Genomic DNA, 18,332 nt, shown 5'->3' on the forward strand with positions numbered 1-18,332 from the left:
GGCCTTTTCCGGCCGACCAGCACCTCGCAAGGGCCCCGAAGTCAAGCCCCAATCTCTATCGACGCGCCAGCGGCGATGACTCGACCACGCTCGTCAGTGCCTGAGCGACCCGCCCGCCAAGGTGACCGTTAGGCCGAGCGAGGGAAGTTCGTCGGCAACCGGACCAACTCCCCTCACAGGCCTAGCCCAGCCCACCCCGCTTGATCACGATTTCAGGGCATGGCAGCCGATCCGTTCGCCCGCCTGGCCGACCGCCAGCAATCCCTGCGAACAGCACTGCGAGCCCTCCAGACAGCAGGCCCCGGCAGCCCGGACTTCCGCACCCTGCTCGACACCACGAACGACCACGTCGACGCGGTCATGCAGGCCCGCAGGGACGTGGAGGCGGCCAGGCTGACCGTCCCGAACCGGGCGATCGCCACGGCGACGACCGCGGCGGCCCTGATCGTCGCGGTCGGCTGGTTCGACGCCTGGTCCCTGCTCTCCCTCCTCACCGCGGTGGCCACCGCGGCGGCGGTGCTGGTGGACCCGACAGGCCGAACACTCTGGGAACCAAGGGCGCGCACCACAGCGATCACCGCGGCGCTCGCCGCCACCCTCCTGACCCCGCTCGTGAGCGGCTGGGCGACACTCGTCACCCTGGTCGGCATCGGCTGGTGGGCCTGGAGGACGCTCAAGTGAACATCGATCCCGTCAAGGCTCTGGACGACAAGATCGAGCGGCTCAAGAAGGAGCTGAAGTCGCTCGAGACCCGCATCGACAACGCCCAGACCGACGCGGCGCACCACCAGCTCAGTCAGACCAACCAGCTCAAGGACACCAATCGCAAGGTCACGAAGACCGCTGACCGGGTGACCGAGCTGGCGGAGAGCGTGCACCGGCTGGAGCGGCTTCTGGTGGCGCTCAACAGGAAGGTGCGCGCCGGCGAGACGCGCAAGGCCGACTTCGACGCGTGGCCGGAGATCGAGGGCGCGGATCTGGCCAAGATCCTCAAGGGGCAGGAGGCCTACGCGCGCAGGAGTTTCACGCCGCAGGAGGCCAAGGACACCCGCAGGGCTATCGCCGAGTACGACAGGGTCGCCGCGGAGGCGATCGACGCCGCCGAGGCTCTGACGCACCTCCCGGCCAACGCGGAAGCGTTGTGGCGCAAGCATTACAAGCAATGGCAAACGATAGCCGGCAAAGAACGGCCCGAAGCTCCGCACGACGACGCGCACGCCAAGGACACCGTTGCCAAGTCGACCGGCAACGAGGCCATCAAGCACGTGCGGAACCTCATCCGCGCGCGACTGGAAGACGCGGTGGCCAGCGATCTGCTGTTTCCCGCGTGGTTCGAGAACGTCCTCGGGCCCGCCGCACCGCCCGGCAGGGCGGACGATTGGCTTTACACCGCAACGGACGTGGTGCTGTACCGGCTGCTGCACGAGGTCACCAGCCCTGCGGACGCGCTGGGGCCGGCGCCCGAGGAAGACGGGCACCGCAAGACCCTGCACGACCGCCTGACCAGCGAGTGTGCGGACTACCGCCGACCGTGAGCGAACGGGCAGGGCGCCTCTGCCCGCGCTCTCAGGTCACGCCAGCTCCAGGCTGAAGCGCTGCTGCGCGGTGTCGACCGCGAGTACCTTCACCTGGACCGAGGTACCGACCTCGGCCTGCTGACCGTGCAGAAGTCCGTGTGCACCAGCGGGGTGCTCGACGAACGATCCGAAGGGAACGGTCGAGACGACCTTCCCCGAGAAGACATCACCAACATCGGGAAGCATTGCGCATCACCTCCTCTCCCAAGCGCGCTGTTCCAACGAGAAGCGCGCGGGATGGAGGGGCCCTGATCAAGTCAGGGCCGGGCAACCGTTCCGCTCACGGCACAAGGCCGACCCGGCAGTCATACCGAGAACCTTAACCACCGCAGGCCGTTGTCCGCAACGGAATCTAGACTCGCGGGCATGCTGGAGACGTCCGCACGGCTGCTGAAGCTCCTGTCGCTGCTCCAGGTGCGGCGCGACTGGACGGGACCGGAGCTCGCCGGTCGCCTCAGCGTGGACGTCCGCACGATCCGCCGCGACGTCGACAAGCTCCGCAGCCTCGGGTATCCCGTCACGTCGCTGCCCGGCGCGGCCGGTGGGTACCAGCTCGGCGCGGGCGCTGAGCTGCCGCCGTTGCTGCTGGACGACGACGAGGCGGTGGCGGTGGCCGTGGGCCTGCGCACCGCGGCCAACGGCACGATCGCGGGTATCGAGGAGACGTCGATCCGCGCTCTCACCAAGCTGGAGCAGATCCTGCCGACGCGCCTCAGAAGGCGCGTCCAGGCGCTTCAGACGCACACCACGCCCCTCAACGCCGCCGGGCCGACCGTGGATCCCGAGACGCTGACGGTCATCGCCGCCGCCTGTCGCGACCACCAGCAGCTCCGGTTCGCCTACGCCGCAACGCAAGGCGAGCCGTCGAAGCGGCTCGTGGAGCCGCAGGGCCTGGTGCACACCGGACGGCGCTGGTACCTCGTCGCGTGGGACGTGTCCAAACAGGACTGGCGAACGTTCCGGGTGGACAGGATCACCGAGGAACCCTCTCTGGCCGCGCGGTTCACGCCCCGCGAACCACCGGCGGAGTCGCTGGGCGAGTTCGTCTCCCGGCAGGTCGCCTCGAACGTCTACACCTACCAGGCCGTCCTGACGATCCACGCGCCGCTGCACGAGGTGGCCGAACGCACCTCCCCCATGGCAGTCTCGCTGGAACCGATCGACGAGCACTCGTGCCTGCTGCGCACCGGCGCCGAGTCGCTCGACCGGATGGTGTTCTACCTGCTGTTCATCGGCCTCGACTTCGACCTGCACGAACCGCCGGAGCTCAAGGAGCACATCAGGATGCTCATCACCCGACTGCGGAAGGCGGTCCAGGCGTGACCGTGGACTTCGAGACCGCCGCGGACCCGTTCAGACGGGAACTGCTCGCCCACTGCTACCGCATGCTCGGCTCCCTGCACGACGCCGAGGACCTGGTGCAGGAGACGTACCTGCGCGCCTGGAAGGCGTATGGCGCGTTCGAAGGTCGCTCGTCCGTGCGCACCTGGCTGTACCGCATCGCCACGAACGCCTGCCTGACCGCGCTCGACGGCCGCACCCGCCGCCCGCTGCCGTTCGGGCTCGGCACCCAGGGCTCGACCGAACGCGACGAGCTCACCGAGGACCACGAGATCCCGTGGCTCGAACCGTTCCCGACCGACCCGGCCGCGATCGTCGGCGAGCGGGAGTCCACCCGGCTCGCGTTCGTCGCCGCCCTGCAACACCTTCCGCCCCGGCAACGCGCGGTGCTGATCCTGCGCGACGTGCTCAGGCTGAGCGCCGCCGAGACCACGGACGAGCTGGAGATGACGGTCGCGGCCGTCAACAGCGCCCTGCAACGCGCCCACGCGCAGCTCAAGGACCTCACCGAGGACCAGGTCACCGAACCCGCGGCGGCCAAGGAGCTGCTCGACCGCTGGGTGAAGGCCTTCGAGGCCAAGGACATCCCGGCGATCATCGGCATGTTCGCCGAGGACGTGATCTGGGAGATGCCGCCGTTCCCGCAGTTCTACGTCGGACCGCGGATGGTCGCGTGGCACCTCGCCCACCAGTGCCCGGCCGTCCCGCACGGCGCGCGCATGATCGCCACCGAGGCCAACGGCCAGCCCGCCTTCGGTCTCTACCTCCGCGCCGAAGACGGCGTGTTCCGGCCGTTCAACCTCCAGGTGCTGGAAGCCAAGAACGACCGGATCACGCGCGTCTCGTCGTTCTTCGACCTCAGTCTGTTCCCGAAGTTCGGGCTGCCTTCGCACGCATGAACTCGGAGCGGTCCAACGGACGGTTCACCACCCGCAGGTCACCGACCCAGCCGTGCAACGACTTCTCCACGATCCTGTTGTACGCGTAGGCGCCGACCAGCCACGGGGCATCGGCCGTCGCGATGCCGCGCGCGGGCGTGGACGGGTTGCGCAGCAACGGCGACCCGTCGACGTACAACGTCGTGTGCACCCCGTCGTTGACCACGGCGATGTGCCACCACGTCTCGTAGTCCATCTCGTGGCCCCAGTTGGTGGAGATGCCCGGCAGGGTGCGCGGGAACACCGCCCACTGCAGCTGGCCGCCACCGGCCACGTTCAGGGTCGCGATCGGCTCGCTCGGGTCGTCGCCGGTCTTGCCGGCCGCCGAGCCGGGCGCGAGCTTGGTGAACAGGCCGCACCACGGGTGGTCGAACCCGTTGGGCAGCTTCAAGAACACCTCGATCGTGTAGCCGCGCTCGAACGTCTCGCGGTTCAGCGGCGCGCTGTCCACAGTGGTCAGATAGCCGTTCTTGCCGAAGAACAACGACTTGTGCGACGGCGCGAACCGGCTGTGGTCGTCCGAGACTGTCAGCTCGCCGGTCTGCCGCAGGTCGTTCCCCTTGCCCGACAGGTCCTTCAGCCCTTCGCCGAGCCGCCAGTACGCGACCGTGCCGCGCACCAGGACGTCGCGCACCGGCTGCGCGGGAGGCAGCACGGGCGGGTCGAACCGGGCGAAGCGCTGCTCGAAGTCGATCGGCACGCTGAACCGGTCGGCCGGACCGGTCAGCTCGGTCTCCTTGCGCTCCAACGGGTTGAGCGCCTTCTTGCCGAGCAGCCACGGCGACAGCGTGCGCACGTCGATCACGCCGCGGTCGAGGTCGAAGTGGTAGAGGCGGATCATCGCGCCGCCGCCGTAGTAGCGGTCCTGGTAGTTCGCGATGTGCACGTGCACGTCGTTGCCGGCGGTGTTGCGCAGGACGGTGCGCGCGGGCGGCCAGAAGTGCCCGTTCAGCGTCAGGAAGATCTGGTCGTTGTCCTTGATCAGCTCGTCCCACAGCCGGCGCCCGTAGTCGGACATGGCCGCGACGCCGTCCCCGCCGTCGTACACGAGCTCGTGCGTGGTCAGGATGACCGGCAGCTTGGCGTGTTCGCGCAGCACCGACCGCGCCCACTCGAACCCCTTGGCCGACATGCGCCAGTCCAGCGCCAGGACCAGCCACTCCTTACCGGCCGCGCGGAAGACGTGGAACGAGTTGTAGCCGTCCGCGCTCGCGCCGCGGAACGTCGGCGACTGCCGGAACCGGCCGGGTCCGAACCTGTCCAGGTACGGCGTCCGCCCGCGCTGGTCGTCGAGGCGCGAGTCCGGCACGTCGTGGTTGCCCGCGAGCACGCTGTACCCGATGCGCCGCCGGTCGAGCACCTCGAACCGCGCGCTGATGTCGTCGATCTCGCTCTTCCGGGCGTTCTCGACGAGGTCGCCGAGGTGGCTGATGAAGACGATGTTCTCGGACCTCTGACGATCGACCAGGTACTGGAGCGTCGCCTTCAACGGCGCCGAGTCACCCCGGTCGAGGTCGAACATGTACTGCGTGTCCGGGATCACGGCGAGCGTGAAGCGCCGCGAGCCGGTGTCGGGACGGCCAGGCGAGACAACGTTGTCAGCAGCTGCGGAACCAGGCGTGACCAGGGCGGCAGCGGCGGCGGTCGCACCGGTGCCGAGCAGGAAGGAACGACGAGACGCGGTCATGGCGCGGAGCGTAGGTGCGCCTGGCCAACGCGAGGAGAACGGAAGGAGAAACCTGCTCGCGCAGATCTGTAGCGTAGCTAACCATGTCCTGGGGATTGCTGGTCGCGGCAGGTGTGATCGTCGCTTTCGGAGGGTTGTTGCAGGGCCTGATCGGCTTCGGCCTGGCCCTCGTCGCCGTGCCGCTGCTCGCGTTGCTGGACCCGGCGCTGGTCCCGGTGCCGGTCCTCGTCATCGCCTGCGCGCACGCGTTGCTGTCGCTGGTCCGGGAGTTCGGCCACGTCGACTGGCGCGGCGTCGGCTGGGCGATGCTCGGCAGGCTGCCCGGCACGGCCATCGGCATCTGGATCGTCGACTCGCTCGACCAGCGCAGCTTCGGCGTCGTCGTGGGCGTGGCCGTGCTGGTGTGCGTCCTGCTGTCGGTCACGTCGTGGCGGCCGCAGCCCACACCGCCGTCGCTGGTCACGGCCGGGGTGGCGAGCGGGTCGTTCGGCACGGCCACGTCCGTCGGCGGGCCGATGATCGCGCTGGTCTACCAGAACCAGGAGGGGCCGCAGGTGCGGGCGACGCTGGCGGCGTTCTTCACGCTGGGGTCGATCGTGTCGATGATCGGGTTGAGCATCGCGGGCAACGTCACCGCGCACCAGCTGTGGACCGGGGTGCTGCTGGTCCCGTTCCTGATCGTGGGGTTCCTGTTCTCGGGGCCGTTGCGCAAGAGGTTCGACTCGAAAGGCGTGCGGACGCCGATGCTGGTGGTGGCCGGGGCGAGTGCGGTGGTGCTGATCATGCGGAGCGCACTGCTGTGAACGCGGAAGCGCGCCGCCGTGAAAACGAGCGCGCGACGGCTTTGCTCCCGAGCTACGGGACGTCGTGTCGCGCAAGCCGACAGGGACGCCGACGAGCTGAACTGTGAGGGCAGGGATCCCCGCTCGCCTTCATCGCCGACCACAGTCTGCCTGGTGACCGCGTCCGGTCATCGCAGGGCGCGCATGGCTTTCGTTCGTCGCAGCAGCGATCCTCGGTCTGACCGTGTGGTTCTCACCGACGTACGCCGGGTACGTGCTGCTGCTCCCGACTGCGGCGGCGGCGCTGTTGGAGCACCGCCGCCGCAGACCAGATCAGGCGAACGGCTGAACGTTCGGCTGGAACACCTGGCCCTCAGCCGGCGGCACGAGGTCCACCAGGTACTTCGCGACGACCGCGTCCGTGCCGGCCGAGCGGCCCAGGATGCAGTGGCCGAACGAGTCCACGCTCACCAGTCGCGCGTTGCCGAGCTGCTTGGCCATGCGCTGGGCGAACAGGTACTGCGTCGCCGGGTCGTAGTAGTTGCCCACCACGACGATCGGGTTCTTCGTCTTCTTGTTCCACGGCCCGATCCAGCGGTCCGGGTTGCGGGTCGGCCACGTGGCACACGTGAGCAGGTCCGACGCGGCCTGGTAGCGGCCGAACGTCGGCGACTCCTTCTCCCACTTCGCCGCGGTCGCGGCCCAGGTGCGGGTGGTGCGGGAGAACGGCTTGTCGATGCAGTTCACGCCGTAGTACGAGTCGTCCGCGGTGTACGGGGTGTCGGGCAGCGGGTCGACGTCCCAGCGGCCACCGGCGTTGGCCAGCGGCGCCGCGAGTTCCACAGTGGACTGAACGCTCAGCGAAGCCGCCGGGTTCAGGGCCGTGTGGATCGACTGCAGCCACGCGGCCAGCGGCGCGATGCGGGCGATCGAGTACAGGTCGCCGGCCACGCGGTTGACCACGTCGGACAGCGTCACGACAGTGCCGTTCGGCAACGTCGCGGGTGCCTTGGCCAACGCGACCTTCATGGCCTCGAACTTGCCGCGGGAGTCACCGGCGAACGCGCACTTCTCCGCACCCGCGCTGTCACACCGCTTCAGCATCGCGTCGAGCGCGATCTCGAAGCCGCGGGCGCGCTCGCGGTCGTACTGCGCGCCGTTCGTCAGACGCAACTGCGGGTCGACGTTGCCGTCGATCACCATCGCGCGGGTGCGCTGCGGGAAGATGTTGGCGTAGGTCGAGCCGATCAACGTGCCGTACGAGAAGCCGACGAAGTTGAGCTGCTTGTCCCCCACCGCCTCGCGCATGACGTCGAGGTCGCGGGCGACGGCCTCGGTCGACATGTGGTTGAGCAGCGGACCGGCGTTGATCTTGCAGTAGTCCGTGTAGGCCTTGGACTGCCGGATCGACGAAGTGATCTCCTCGGTGGTCCGGGGCAGCGAGTACCAGCCATCGTTGACCGCCTCGGCCTCTTCCTGGGTGCGGAAGCAGCGCATCGGCGCGGACCGGGCCACGCCGCGCGGGTCGAAGCCGACGACGTCGAACCGGTCGAGCACGGACGCCCCGAAGTAGTTCTTGGCGATGGCGCCGCGGATCAGGCCCGAACCGCCGGGACCGCCGGGGTTGAGGAAGATCGTGCCGATCTTGCGCGACGGGTCGTTGGCCGGGCGCTTCATCATGGCGATGCCGGTCTTCTCCCCGCGCGGGCGCGAGTGGTCGACGGGCACGTCCTGAACGGCGCACGACAACCGCGCGCGCTCCTCGGGCGTCACGGTGGCGGGAAGGGTGGCGAGCACGTCAGCCGCGCACTGCCCCCAGGCAGCGGGTCTGACGGAGTCGGCCTGGGCGGTGCCCAGGCCGGAAGCGATGGTGCCGAGCACGAGCGCACTCGTGAGAACGACACGCAAGGAAGATGACGTCACGGATGCACCCCATCACCCAGCGTGCATCGTTTGTACCCGCCTATCGTCGGGTTGTGCCCGACGACAGGCGGGTCCGGGAAAAACCTAGAACGGCTGCGCGTTCGGCTGGAAGACCTGCCCGTTGGCGGGCGCGGTGAGGTCCACCAGGTACCGCGTCACGGCGGCGTCGGCACCGGCCGAGTCACCGAGGATGCAGTGCCCGAAAGCGTCGACGCTGATCAGCCGGGCGTTGCCGAGCTGCTTCGTCATGCGCTGCGCGAACAGGTACTGCGTCGCCGGGTCGTAGTAGTTGCCCACGACCACGATCGGGTTCTTGGTCTTCTTGTTCCACGGCCCGATCCAGCGGTCCGGGTTGCGCGTCGGCCAGGTCGGGCACGTCAGCAGGTCGGACGCGGCCTGGTAGCGGCCGAACGTCGGCGACTCCTTCTCCCACTGCGCGGCCGTCGTGGCCCAGTTGCGGTTCGTGCGCGCGAACGGCTTGTCGATGCAGTTCACCGCGTAGTACGAGTCGTCCGCGGTGTACGGCGTGTCCGGCAGCACCCGGACGTCCGCGCGGCCGGCCTGGTTGTTCAGCATCGGAACGTCCACAACGGACTGCACGGCCAGCGACGCGGCGGACGGGTTCTGCGCGGCGTGGATCGACTGCAGCCACGCGGTCAGCGACTTGAACGACGTCGGGCTGTACAGGTTGCTCGACGTGCGGCCGACGACGTCGGTCAGCGTCACCTGCGTGCCGTTCGGCAACGTCGTGGGACCCTGGCCCAGCTTCGTGCGGATGTCGTCGAACTTCTTGCGCGCGCCACCGGCGAACGCACACCGCTCGACCCCGACGGAGTCACAGCGCTTGAGCATCGCGTCCAGCGCGATCTCGAAGCCCCGCGCGCGCTCCTTGTCGTACTGGGCACCGTTCGTCAGCCGCAGCTTCGGGTCGACGTTGCCGTCCAGCACCAGCGCCCGCGACTTGGTCGGGAAGATGTTCGCGTAGGTCGCACCGAGCAGCGTGCCGTACGAGAACCCGACGTACGTGAGCTGCTTGTCCCCCACGGACTCGCGCATCGCGTCGAGGTCGCGCGCGACGGCCTCGGTCGACATGTGGTTCAGCAGCGGACCGGCGTTGATCTTGCAGTAGTCCGTGTAGGCCTTCGACTGCCGGATCGACGACGCGATCTCGTCTTTGGTGCGCGGCAGGGCGAACCAGCCCTCGTTGACCGCGTCCGCCTCCTCCTGCGTGCGGAAGCAGCGCAGCGGCGCGCTCCGGCCCACACCCCGCGGGTCGAAGCCGATGAGGTCGAACTTCTCCAGGATCTCCGGCGTGAAGAAGCTGGAACCGTAGGCGCTGTAGATCAGTCCGGCGCCGCCGGGGCCACCGGGGTTGATGAACAGCGAGCCGATCTTCTTCGCCGGGTCGCCGGCCGGGCGCTTCATCATGACCACGCCGGTCGTGTCACCGCGCGGCCGCGAGTGGTCGACGGGCACGACCTGGACGGCGCAGCTGACCTTCGTGCGTTCGGCGGCGGGGATCTCGGCGAGCACGTCCGCCGCGCAGGGCCCCCAGGCGGCGGGCTTGGCCGATGCTGTCTCGGGCTGGGCAGAAGCGCTGCCCAGCCCGGTGATGACGGTGCCGAGCGCGAGCGCACTGGCGAGCGCCACGCGCACGGCACGCGTTGATGCAGGTCTCATCGTGGCAGCCCATCACCGGGCGTGCACGCTGTGTACCCGCCTATCGTCGGGTTGTGGTCCCGATTACACGGCCTGCGCGAGCGAGACCGCGAACCTGCCCTCCGCGTCGGTCCACCACCGGTGCAGCGAAAATCCGGCGTCCTCCAGCTCTTGACGCACGCCGTCCTCGCGGAACTTGGCCGACACCTCGGTCCGCAGCTCCTCACCCTCGCGGAACTCCACGGTCAGCCCGAGCTCGGCCAGCCGCACGGTCATCGCCCGCTTCGCCCGCAGCCGCATCTCGATCCACTCCTGCTCGGCGTTCCACAACGCCACGTGCTCGAACGCCTCGACGTCGAAGTCGCCGCCGACCTCGCGGTTGAGCACGTTCAGCACGTTGCGGTTGAACTCCGCCGTCACGCCCTGCGCGTCGTCGTACGCCCTCACCAGCGTGCCGGGGTCCTTGACCAGGTCGGTGCCGAGCAGCAGCCACTCCCCCGGTTCCAGCACGTCCCTGACGGTGCGCAGGAACTTCTCCCGCTCCTCCGGGATCAGGTTGCCGATCGTGCCGCCCAGGAACGCCACCACCCGCGGCGACTCGCCCGGCAGCAGCGACAGGTGCTGCGTGAAGTCGCCGACCACGCCGTGCACGCGCAGCCCGGGGTAGTCCGCCATGATCGCGTGCGCGGCCTCGGTCAGCGCCGACACCGACACGTCCTGCGGCACGAACTCCCGGAGCGTGCCGTGCTCGCGCAACGCGCTGAGCAGCAGCCGCGTCTTCTCCGAAGATCCGGAACCCAGCTCCACCAACGAGTGCGCGCCCGTCGTCGAGGCGATCTCGCCCGCCCGTTCGGCCAGCACCTCGCGTTCGGCTCGGGTCGGGTAGTACTCGGGCAACCGCGTGATGTCCTCGAACAACGCACTGCCCACGGCGTCGTAGAACCACTTCGGCGAGACCCACTTGGGGTCCGCGGTCAGTCCGGCCCGCACGTCGGCACGTAGCGCGTGTGCGGCGTCCTCCGGGGTGAGATGAACGTCCAGCACCGGCTCGGTCATATCGGTCGAACCTCCACAGTGGATGGAACGGCGGTGACCACGTGCCGGTCGGGGATCTCCCGCCAGCCCGGGTCGTCGTCGAGCGGTTCGGACGCGAGTGTCACGCCCTCACCGTCTTGCAGCACCCACAGGGCGTGTGTCCATGTCGTCCCCACGAGCACTTCTCCGTTGGTCAGCAAGAAGTTCAGGCGTGACTTCGGCGCCACGTCCGCGACCTCTCGCACGAGTTCAACAAGCGCCTCCGCCGGATCCTTCCCGGTCTCCAGACGGCGCCGCAGCACCGTCCACAGCAGAGCGGAGTCGGTCGGCGCGTCCATCGTGAGCAGATCGGTGACGTCGACCGTCTTCGCGAGCCCGGCCACGGTGTGCGGCCAGCCGTCGACCCGCCCGTTGTGGCTGAAGAGCCAGGTGCCGTCGGTGAACGGCGCGCAGGCGGCGTCGGTCACCGGCATGCCCGTCGTCGCCGACCGCACCGCCGCCAGGAAAGCGCCCGACGACGTCGAAGCCAGCTGCCGCAGGTTCGGGTCGCTCCACAGCGTGCCCGCGCGCCGGTACCGCACCGGGCCAGGGAACCAGCCGACGCCGTAGCCGTCGACGTTCACGGTTCCCCCGGCCCGCATGTCCCGCGGCGCGTAGGACTGGTGCTCCAGCGAGTGCGGTGCCTCGAGGAGCGGGCCTGCGACGGGCACGGCTGCGCCCAGGTAAGCCAGATGGCGGCACATCGGCCTAGGCGTCCCTGGCGCAGCGGAAGCCGGCGAAGATCTGCCTTCTGATCGGGTAGTCCCAGTTGCGGAACGTCGAGCGGATCGCCGACTTGTCGGTGCCGAACGACCCGCCGCGCAGCACCTTGTAGTCGGGCCCGAAGAACACCTGGGAGTACTCCTCGTACGGGAACACCTCGAAGCCCGGGTACGGCCCGAAGTCGCTCAACGTCCACTCCCACACGTCACCGATCAGCTGGTGCACGCCCGCGGGCGACGCTCCGGCCGGGTACGCGCCGACCGGGGCCGGGCGCAGGTGGCGCTGGTTGAGGTTGGCGTGCTCCTCGGTCGGTTCCTCGTCACCCCACGGGTAGCGGCGCGTCTTGCCGGCCGCGGTGTCGAACCGCGCGGCCTTCTCCCATTCGGGCTCGGTGGGCAGCCGCTTGCCCGCCCACGTCGCGTAGGCCTGGGCCTCGTGGAAGCACACGTGCACCACGGGTTCGTCCGGCACGATCGGCTCGGTGACACCGAACGCCGTGCGCACGAACGAGTTCTCCTCGCGCTGCCAGAACCGGGGTGCCACCAGTTTCGCGTCCGTCCGGTGCTTCCAGCCCTCGTCCGTCCACAGCCGACGGTCGTCGTACCCGCCGGCCAGGATGAACTGCGCGTACTCGCCGTTCGTCACCGGCGTGGTGTCGATGAAGAACGAGTCGACGTGCACAGCGTGCGCGGGCCGTTCGTTGTCCAGGGCCCACGGTTCGTCCGAAGTGCCCATCTCGAACGGTCCGCCCGGAATGAACACTTCCGTTGTGGGCACGAGGTTTCCGGCCGGCGGCGCGGGTGCGTGCAGCACCGGTTCGCCCGTGCGCAGCTGGTGCGTCGCGAGCATCGTCTCGTCGTGCTGCTGCTCGTGCTGCACGATCATGCCGAACGCGAACCCGTTCTCGACGAGCCGGCGCCCCTGCAGCGGCACCTTCTCCAGCACGTCGAACACCTTGCCGCGCACGTCCCCGACGTACTGCCGGGCCTCGCGCGGGTTCAGCAACGGCAGCTCGGGCCGCACGCTGCGGGAGAACTTGAACGCGTCGTAGTACTCGTCGATGTCGCTGCGCACCGGTTCGCGTCCGCCGACGTCGCGAACGAGCCACAGCTCTTCCTGGTTGCCGATGTGCGCCAGGTCCCAGACCAGCGGCGACATCAACTTCGAGTGCTGCCGGACGAGGTCGTGCTCGTCGACGGCGTCGGTCAGGGCGATGGAACGCGCGCGCGAGCGCAACAGTTCCCCCGCCACCTGCTCGCGGAGTTCTTCGGTCACAGCTTCCCCTCAAGCTCCCGGCTGATGGTGCTGATCTGTCCGGCGTCGAGTCCAGTGCGAGGCAACGCCTCGACACCCAGCGTCACAACGTCTTGTGCGGCACGCGCGATGCGTTCGTCCGCCAACCCGTGCCGTGCGGCCACCAGCCACCGCCCGGCAGCCCGTTCCGTCGCCGCCAGCACACCGTCCACAACGGACGGATCACTGAACAGCGCGACGAGCAGCGCACTCGGCGCGACCCACCCGCCAGGCGCGGGCGTGTCGAGGTATCTGATCTCCAGGTACCCGCGCGGCCGGACCGGCGGGAACATCAACGACATGTGGTAGTCGAGGTCGTCGCTCGTGGGGGCACGATCGTGTGCCCCGGAAATCCACTCGGCAAACGTGAACCGCCGCTGGGGAATCCAGTTGGGACCCGGCCCGCGCACGACGATCACGGGCGTGTCCAGGACTCTTCGCGCATACGCCTGGGCCGGATCGGCGCACACAGCCGCAGGTCTGGTGCGCACGGGATCACAGCCGTACAGGGCTCTCATCCGGGCCGAGGCCCAGCCGTCGTGCATCCCGCCGATGCTCGGCGAGTTCGCGAACAACGCGATCATCACCGGCCCGAGCTGGTGCACGGCCGCCCACCGGTCCTGCAGGTACTTCGCCTCGCCGAAGTCGAGGCAGACCTGGAGGCCGGCGGTGTTGCACATCATCGAGATGCCGTCCTGCCCCAGCGCGCCGAACGCGTGCTCCATCGCGGCGTACCGCGGCACCTGCAACATGCGCGTGGGACGTCTGTGCTGGTCAGCGCCCTTGTCGCCGAGCACGAGACCATGGGCCGAGAGCATCTCGGTGAGGTGATCGATGTCCTGGGAGACCGTCCGGAAGAGGTCCGGGAGGCTGGTGCAGGGAGGAGTGGAGATCTCGACCTGCCCGCCGGGTTCGACGGTCAGCGGGGTGCCGCTGGGAAGCGGCCGCTGGGGGCTGTCGGGCACTAGCGTGGGTGGTGCGTGCTCACCGAGCGCGGCGGCGAGCCGGTGCCGATCGAGGACCTGAGCAGGGTCTTCGGCGTGGTGGACGGTCCATTCCAACTCCACCCCGAAGAGCCTCGGAGGCCCGTGCTTGAAACAGACCGAGGCCACATAAGCCTCGGCCTCGGCGCGGTCGGCGAATCTCGCCGGCGCCGGTTGGTCACGCAACGCAGTCACCTGCCACACTCCCCGTGATCGTCTGGCCCGTTCGACGCTACACGCGGGGTCTGACAGTTGCAGCCCTCAAATCCTTACGAAACAAGTGAAGTGCCCGTGTGCACGCGTGCACACGGGCATTCGTCTCACATCGTGAAGCTACGAGCGCCGAGCGTTGGAACGACCGCGCAGCACCGTGTTGGCGGTTGACGCGTTCTTGATGGCCGTTTCGATCTGCGCCATCGAAGAGCCGGACGTGATGCCCGGCACCGTCGCCGTGTTCAACGCGTACAACGTGAACGTGTACGGGTTGGTGGAGCCGCCGGGGCAAGGCCCGAAGTACTTGAGGGAATTGGCCCCCGACTCCATCGCCTTCTGCTTCGCAGCACCCTGACCGGGCACGTTGAAGCCGGACCCGAGGTTCTCCGGCAACGAACGAGCGTTGCCGGGAATGTCCCAGATCGCCCAATGCAGCTTGTTGCCGTTGTTCACGCGGTCCGCGAACACGATCGCGTAAGCGGCAGCCCCGGACGACTCACCCCACGCGAACGGCGGCGACGGGTCCTGGCCGGGCACGCCGTCACCGGCACAGGTGTGCTTGGCCGGAATCATCGCGTCGTCTGCAAAGGCTGTGGACGAAAGCTTAAAAGCGGAGCCGCCTTCGTAGACGATGTCGATGTGCAGGATGCGGTCGTTGCCGGCCGATCCGTCCTTGTCCGTGGTGGTGGTCAGCCAGATGTCGCCGTCGCGGTCCACCTCGACCGTGCGCAGGCGGTTGTAGGTGCCCTGGAAGTAGATCTGCTGGTCGACCAGGTTGCCGGACGCGTCGATGCGCATGCGGTAGATGCGCTGGCCGACGGTGGTGGCCACGAAGACGTAGTCGTTGATGATGGTCAGGCCCGAGGGTGAGGCCTGGGAGGTCGACCACGTCTTCTTCGGCGGGACGGTGCCGGCGCAGTTGCCGATCGTGCCTTCGCACGGTTCCCAGCCGTAGTTGCCGCCCTTGGTGATCAGGTTGACCTCGTCCTGCTGCGAGTTGCCGAACTCCGAGGCCCAGAGGCGGCCCTGCGAGTCGAAGTCGAGGCCCTGCACGTTGCGGTGGCCGTAGGACCAGATCGCCTTGCCGGGGAACGGGTTGTCGGACGGGATGGAGCCGTCCGGGTTGATGCGCAGGATCTTGCCGGCGTTGGTGTTGAGGTTCTGCGCGTTGTTGCCGTTCTGCGCGTCACCGGTCGAGATGAACAGGAAGCGGCCGTCCGGGCTGAACCGCAGGCGCCCGCCGTTGTGGTAGCGGTTCTTCGGCACACCGGACAGCAACGTCGTCCAGCCGGAAAGCCCCGTACCGTCGAACACGGCCCTGACCAGGCGGTTTCCGTCGGCGTAGGTGTGGTAGATGTACACGAAACGGTCGGAGGCGAAGTTCGGCGAGACCTCGATGCCGAGCGCGCCGCCCTCACCGTTGGTGCCCATCGCGCCCGGCACCTTGCCGACGACGGTCTTCGCGCCGCCCTCGGTCACGCGCAGCACGTTGAACGTTTCCCGTTCGGTCACGAGTGCCGAGCCGTCGGGCAGGAACGCGAGGCCCCACGCCACGTCGACGCCGGACGCGATCTGCGTGACGGAGCCGGGGTTCGGGACGCCCGTGCCACCACCGGCAGAGGGCTTCACGGAGATCTCGTTGGAGAACCCGGACAGGTTGCCCGCGGCGTCCCGAGCCCGCACCTTCACCGCGTACGTCTGCCCGGTCACCAGGCCCGCGATGGTCGCCGACAGAGCCGACCCGTCGGCGGTCTGCTTCAGGGCGCCGTCGAAGTGGATCTCGTAGCCGGTCACGCCCACGTTGTCCGTGGAGGCGTTCCACGCGACCGAGACGCTGGTCGAGGTGGCACCGGTCGAGCGCAACGAGGCAGGAGTCGTGGGCGCCTGGTTGTCGACGGGCGCGGGCTTCGTGCGGCCCGGCACGTTGTTCGAGGCCTGCGAGACGTTGCCCGCCCGGTCCTTCGCGAACACGGTCCAGTCGTACTCGACATCAGGACGCAACCCCGTGGCGGTGCCCTCCAGCACGTTGCCGACGCTCGTGACGAGCTGGCCGTGCTGGTAGATGTCGTACCCGGTGACCCCGACGTTGTCCGTCGCGGCCTCCCACCGAAGAGTCACCGAGTTGTGCGTCGAGGACACGAACTGCAGGTTCCGCGGCGGCGTGGGCGCCTCGTTGTCCGGCGGCCCGACCAGCACAGCCGACAGCTTGTCCGCGTTCGGGCCACCGTTCGCGGTCGTCGCGGTCGCCTTGATCTTGTTGGCACCGGCGTGCAGGACCACCCGCAACGTCCGCGTCTGCCAGGTCGTCCACGCCCCGGTCCCGGGGAACGACACGGTCTGCGCGGCGGCGCCGTCGACGGTCACCGACACGGGACGGTCGGCCGTGGTCCCGTTGGCGTACCGGAACGTCAGCTCGTGCTCACCGCCGGACTCGGCGTTGATCGTGTACTCGACCGACGACCCGATCACGTTGTCGTAGTTGACGAACCCGCGCCCGGAGAACCCGGTCCAGTTCGACTCCACCACGCCCTGCGAGAGCGTCGCGTCCTCGGACTCCTGCTCCAAAGCAGGAACGGAGGACAGCTCCTCGACCTCCAGGTAGTCGAGGTTGGGGCCACCCGTGGCACCGGTGGACGTCACCTTGATCGTGTTCGAGCCCGCGTTCAACGACACCGTGTTCTCGGCCGACACCCACGTCGTCCAGGCCCCGGTGCCGGGGAACGCCCGCTCGTCGACGGCCAGGGTGTTGTTCACGGTCACGTCGACCGGCCGGTTGTCCGCGGTCCCGTTGGCGTACCGGAACACGAGACGAGCCTGACCCGCGCGTGCGGCGTTGACCGTGAACTCGACGGACGAGCCCACCACGTTGTCGACGTTCACGAACCCGGCCCCGGAGAACCCGGCGTGGTTCGACTCCACCACGCCCTGCGAGATCGTGGCGCTCTCCGCTTCGTACCGGACCGGTGCCGCGAGGGCCGACTCCGGCAAGGACATCACTGCGATGGCTGTTGTGCAGGCAACACCCATCGTGCCGAACGCGCGAAACGCCCGGCTTCTGCTCGGTGCCACTGTTGTGCCTCCCACAAGACGGGTAGGGGGATCACGAGAGCGGCGGCGGATTCAGTTTTAAACAGGAAACTTTCCTGACTGTCGCGCAGATCACACCACTGCGCGCAGCCCGAGTCAACCCCGTCTCAGAACTGCGGGAAAGCGCTTACCAAAACCCGTTACCTATCCCGGTTCTCGGCGAGTGCGGCGATGAGATCCGAGACCGTCCGGCTGAGCAGCAGATCGACCACGTGGACGCCTGTGGACTCACGCCGCTGCCATCCGAGGCGCTCGACGAGCGCCGACAGCTTGACGATCTCCTGGGTGTCCATGGCCGCAGAGGATATGGCCAGAGACCTGCCCGCCCACACGGTCACGCCCGAAGATCCACACGAAAGGGAACGGCCACGAAGATCACACCAACGGACCCGTCCAATCCGTACGTACGGATTGGATTTCCCACCCCTGTCCTGCCACGATCTACCGGTGCCCAGGGTGAGCCAGGACCACCTCGACGCCCGCCGCCGTCAGATCCTCGACGGTGCGCGTGCCTGCTTCGCGCGCCACGGTTACGAGGGTGCCACCGTACGCCGTCTCGAAGAGGCCACGGGACTCTCTCGTGGTGCCATCTTCCACCACTTCCGCGACAAGGAGTCGCTCTTCCTCGCGCTCGCCGAGGACGACGCCCTGCGCATGGCGGACGTGGTCGCCGAACAGGGCCTGGTTCAGGTCATGCGCGACCTTCTCGACGAACCGGAGAAAAGGGACGAGGAGCACGCGGCCGACTGGCTCGGCACGCGCCTCGAAGTCTCGCGCCGGCTGCGCACCGACCCGGATTTCCGCGCCCGCTGGGCCGAGCGGTCCGAACAGCTCACCGCCGCCACCCGGCAGCGCCTCATCCGGCAGCGCGAGGCCGGAAACCTGCGCGACGACGTCGACGTCACGGTGCTGACGAACTTCCTCGAGCTCGTCCTCGAAGGCCTCGTCTCGCACCTCGCGATGGGTCTTCCGGCCGACGACATGGAACCGGTACTCGATCTGGTAGAGGAAACCGTGCGGCGACACCGCCGTAGCTCTTGAGAGTTCCGTAA

The 18,332-nt window shown here is 68.6% G+C and carries 16 protein-coding genes; 6 read left to right on the forward strand and 10 right to left on the reverse strand.

The annotated features are described in order from the left end of the window. Window positions 1–219: 219 nt before the first annotated feature. Together ACFWNN_RS27875 and ACFWNN_RS27880 are read left to right on the forward strand one after the other, a co-directional pair. Window positions 220–681 (forward strand): hypothetical protein, encoded by a 462-nt coding sequence (locus tag ACFWNN_RS27875; RefSeq protein WP_382442887.1) that lies wholly within the window; start codon window positions 220–222, stop codon window positions 679–681. Beyond that, complete coding sequence (locus ACFWNN_RS27880; protein ID WP_382442888.1) at window positions 657–1,535, forward strand: hypothetical protein; 879 nt, start codon at window positions 657–659, stop codon at window positions 1,533–1,535. Before ACFWNN_RS27875 ends, ACFWNN_RS27880 begins: the two co-directional genes overlap by 25 nt. Window positions 1,536–1,571: 36 nt before the next feature. Here ACFWNN_RS27880 and ACFWNN_RS27885 read toward each other — a convergent pair whose 3' ends face one another. Then, window positions 1,572–1,763, reverse strand: coding sequence for a S1 RNA-binding domain-containing protein (locus ACFWNN_RS27885; protein WP_382442889.1), 192 nt, complete (start codon window positions 1,761–1,763; stop codon window positions 1,572–1,574). 180 nt (window positions 1,764–1,943) lie between these two features. Between ACFWNN_RS27885 and ACFWNN_RS27890 the strand changes: the two genes are divergently transcribed. Continuing rightward, window positions 1,944–2,900, forward strand: coding sequence for a helix-turn-helix transcriptional regulator (locus tag ACFWNN_RS27890; protein WP_382442890.1), 957 nt, complete (start codon window positions 1,944–1,946; stop codon window positions 2,898–2,900). Then, the gene (locus ACFWNN_RS27895) at window positions 2,897–3,817 is read left to right on the forward strand and encodes a sigma-70 family RNA polymerase sigma factor (protein WP_382442891.1); all 921 of its coding nucleotides are present in this window, start codon (window positions 2,897–2,899) and stop codon (window positions 3,815–3,817) included. Before ACFWNN_RS27890 ends, ACFWNN_RS27895 begins: the two co-directional genes overlap by 4 nt. Here ACFWNN_RS27895 and ACFWNN_RS27900 read toward each other — a convergent pair. Continuing rightward, on the reverse strand, window positions 3,777–5,543 hold the full coding sequence (locus tag ACFWNN_RS27900; protein WP_382442892.1) for a LamG-like jellyroll fold domain-containing protein: 1,767 nt from the start codon (window positions 5,541–5,543) through the stop codon (window positions 3,777–3,779). The two genes, ACFWNN_RS27895 and ACFWNN_RS27900, sit on opposite strands and share 41 nt — an antisense overlap. Before the next feature lie 83 nt (window positions 5,544–5,626). Between ACFWNN_RS27900 and ACFWNN_RS27905 the strand changes: the two genes are divergently transcribed. Next, window positions 5,627–6,346: a sulfite exporter TauE/SafE family protein gene (locus ACFWNN_RS27905; protein ID WP_382442893.1), complete on the forward strand. Its 720-nt coding sequence runs from the start codon at window positions 5,627–5,629 to the stop codon at window positions 6,344–6,346. A gap of 312 nt (window positions 6,347–6,658) precedes the next feature. Here the strand turns inward: ACFWNN_RS27905 and ACFWNN_RS27910 are convergent, their stop codons facing one another. The 8 genes from ACFWNN_RS27910 to ACFWNN_RS27945 all read right to left on the reverse strand — a co-directional run bounded on the left by ACFWNN_RS27910 (window position 6,659) and on the right by ACFWNN_RS27945 (window position 17,573). Further along, entirely contained in the window at window positions 6,659–8,248 is a 1,590-nt protein-coding gene (locus ACFWNN_RS27910) for an alpha/beta hydrolase (protein WP_382442894.1), read from the reverse strand. An 84-nt stretch (window positions 8,249–8,332) separates the two neighbouring features. Next, entirely contained in the window at window positions 8,333–9,928 is a 1,596-nt protein-coding gene (locus tag ACFWNN_RS27915) for an alpha/beta hydrolase (protein ID WP_382442895.1), read from the reverse strand. A 63-nt stretch (window positions 9,929–9,991) separates the two neighbouring features. Next, on the reverse strand, window positions 9,992–10,963 hold the full coding sequence (egtD, locus tag ACFWNN_RS27920) for an L-histidine N(alpha)-methyltransferase (protein ID WP_382442896.1): 972 nt from the start codon (window positions 10,961–10,963) through the stop codon (window positions 9,992–9,994). Further along, complete coding sequence (egtC, locus tag ACFWNN_RS27925; RefSeq protein WP_382442897.1) at window positions 10,960–11,685, reverse strand: ergothioneine biosynthesis protein EgtC; 726 nt, start codon at window positions 11,683–11,685, stop codon at window positions 10,960–10,962. The genes egtD and egtC overlap by 4 nt, the downstream gene beginning before the upstream one ends. A gap of 4 nt (window positions 11,686–11,689) precedes the next feature. Further along, window positions 11,690–12,979, reverse strand: coding sequence for an ergothioneine biosynthesis protein EgtB (gene egtB / locus ACFWNN_RS27930; RefSeq protein WP_382442898.1), 1,290 nt, complete (start codon window positions 12,977–12,979; stop codon window positions 11,690–11,692). Then, on the reverse strand, window positions 12,976–14,175 hold the full coding sequence (locus ACFWNN_RS27935; RefSeq protein WP_382442899.1) for a glutamate-cysteine ligase family protein: 1,200 nt from the start codon (window positions 14,173–14,175) through the stop codon (window positions 12,976–12,978). The genes egtB and ACFWNN_RS27935 overlap by 4 nt, the downstream gene beginning before the upstream one ends. Before the next feature lie 138 nt (window positions 14,176–14,313). Next, complete coding sequence (locus ACFWNN_RS27940; protein ID WP_382442900.1) at window positions 14,314–17,187, reverse strand: PQQ-dependent sugar dehydrogenase; 2,874 nt, start codon at window positions 17,185–17,187, stop codon at window positions 14,314–14,316. A 233-nt stretch (window positions 17,188–17,420) separates the two neighbouring features. Then, complete coding sequence (locus tag ACFWNN_RS27945; RefSeq protein WP_382442901.1) at window positions 17,421–17,573, reverse strand: hypothetical protein; 153 nt, start codon at window positions 17,571–17,573, stop codon at window positions 17,421–17,423. 154 nt (window positions 17,574–17,727) lie between these two features. Between ACFWNN_RS27945 and ACFWNN_RS27950 the strand changes: the two genes are divergently transcribed. Continuing rightward, on the forward strand, window positions 17,728–18,321 hold the full coding sequence (locus ACFWNN_RS27950) for a TetR/AcrR family transcriptional regulator (RefSeq protein ID WP_285641206.1): 594 nt from the start codon (window positions 17,728–17,730) through the stop codon (window positions 18,319–18,321). Window positions 18,322–18,332 lie beyond the last annotated feature (11 nt).

The sequence above is a fragment of the Lentzea sp. NPDC058450 genome (genome assembly GCF_042721395.1).
In the GTDB taxonomy this organism is placed as follows: domain Bacteria; phylum Actinomycetota; class Actinomycetes; order Mycobacteriales; family Pseudonocardiaceae; genus Lentzea.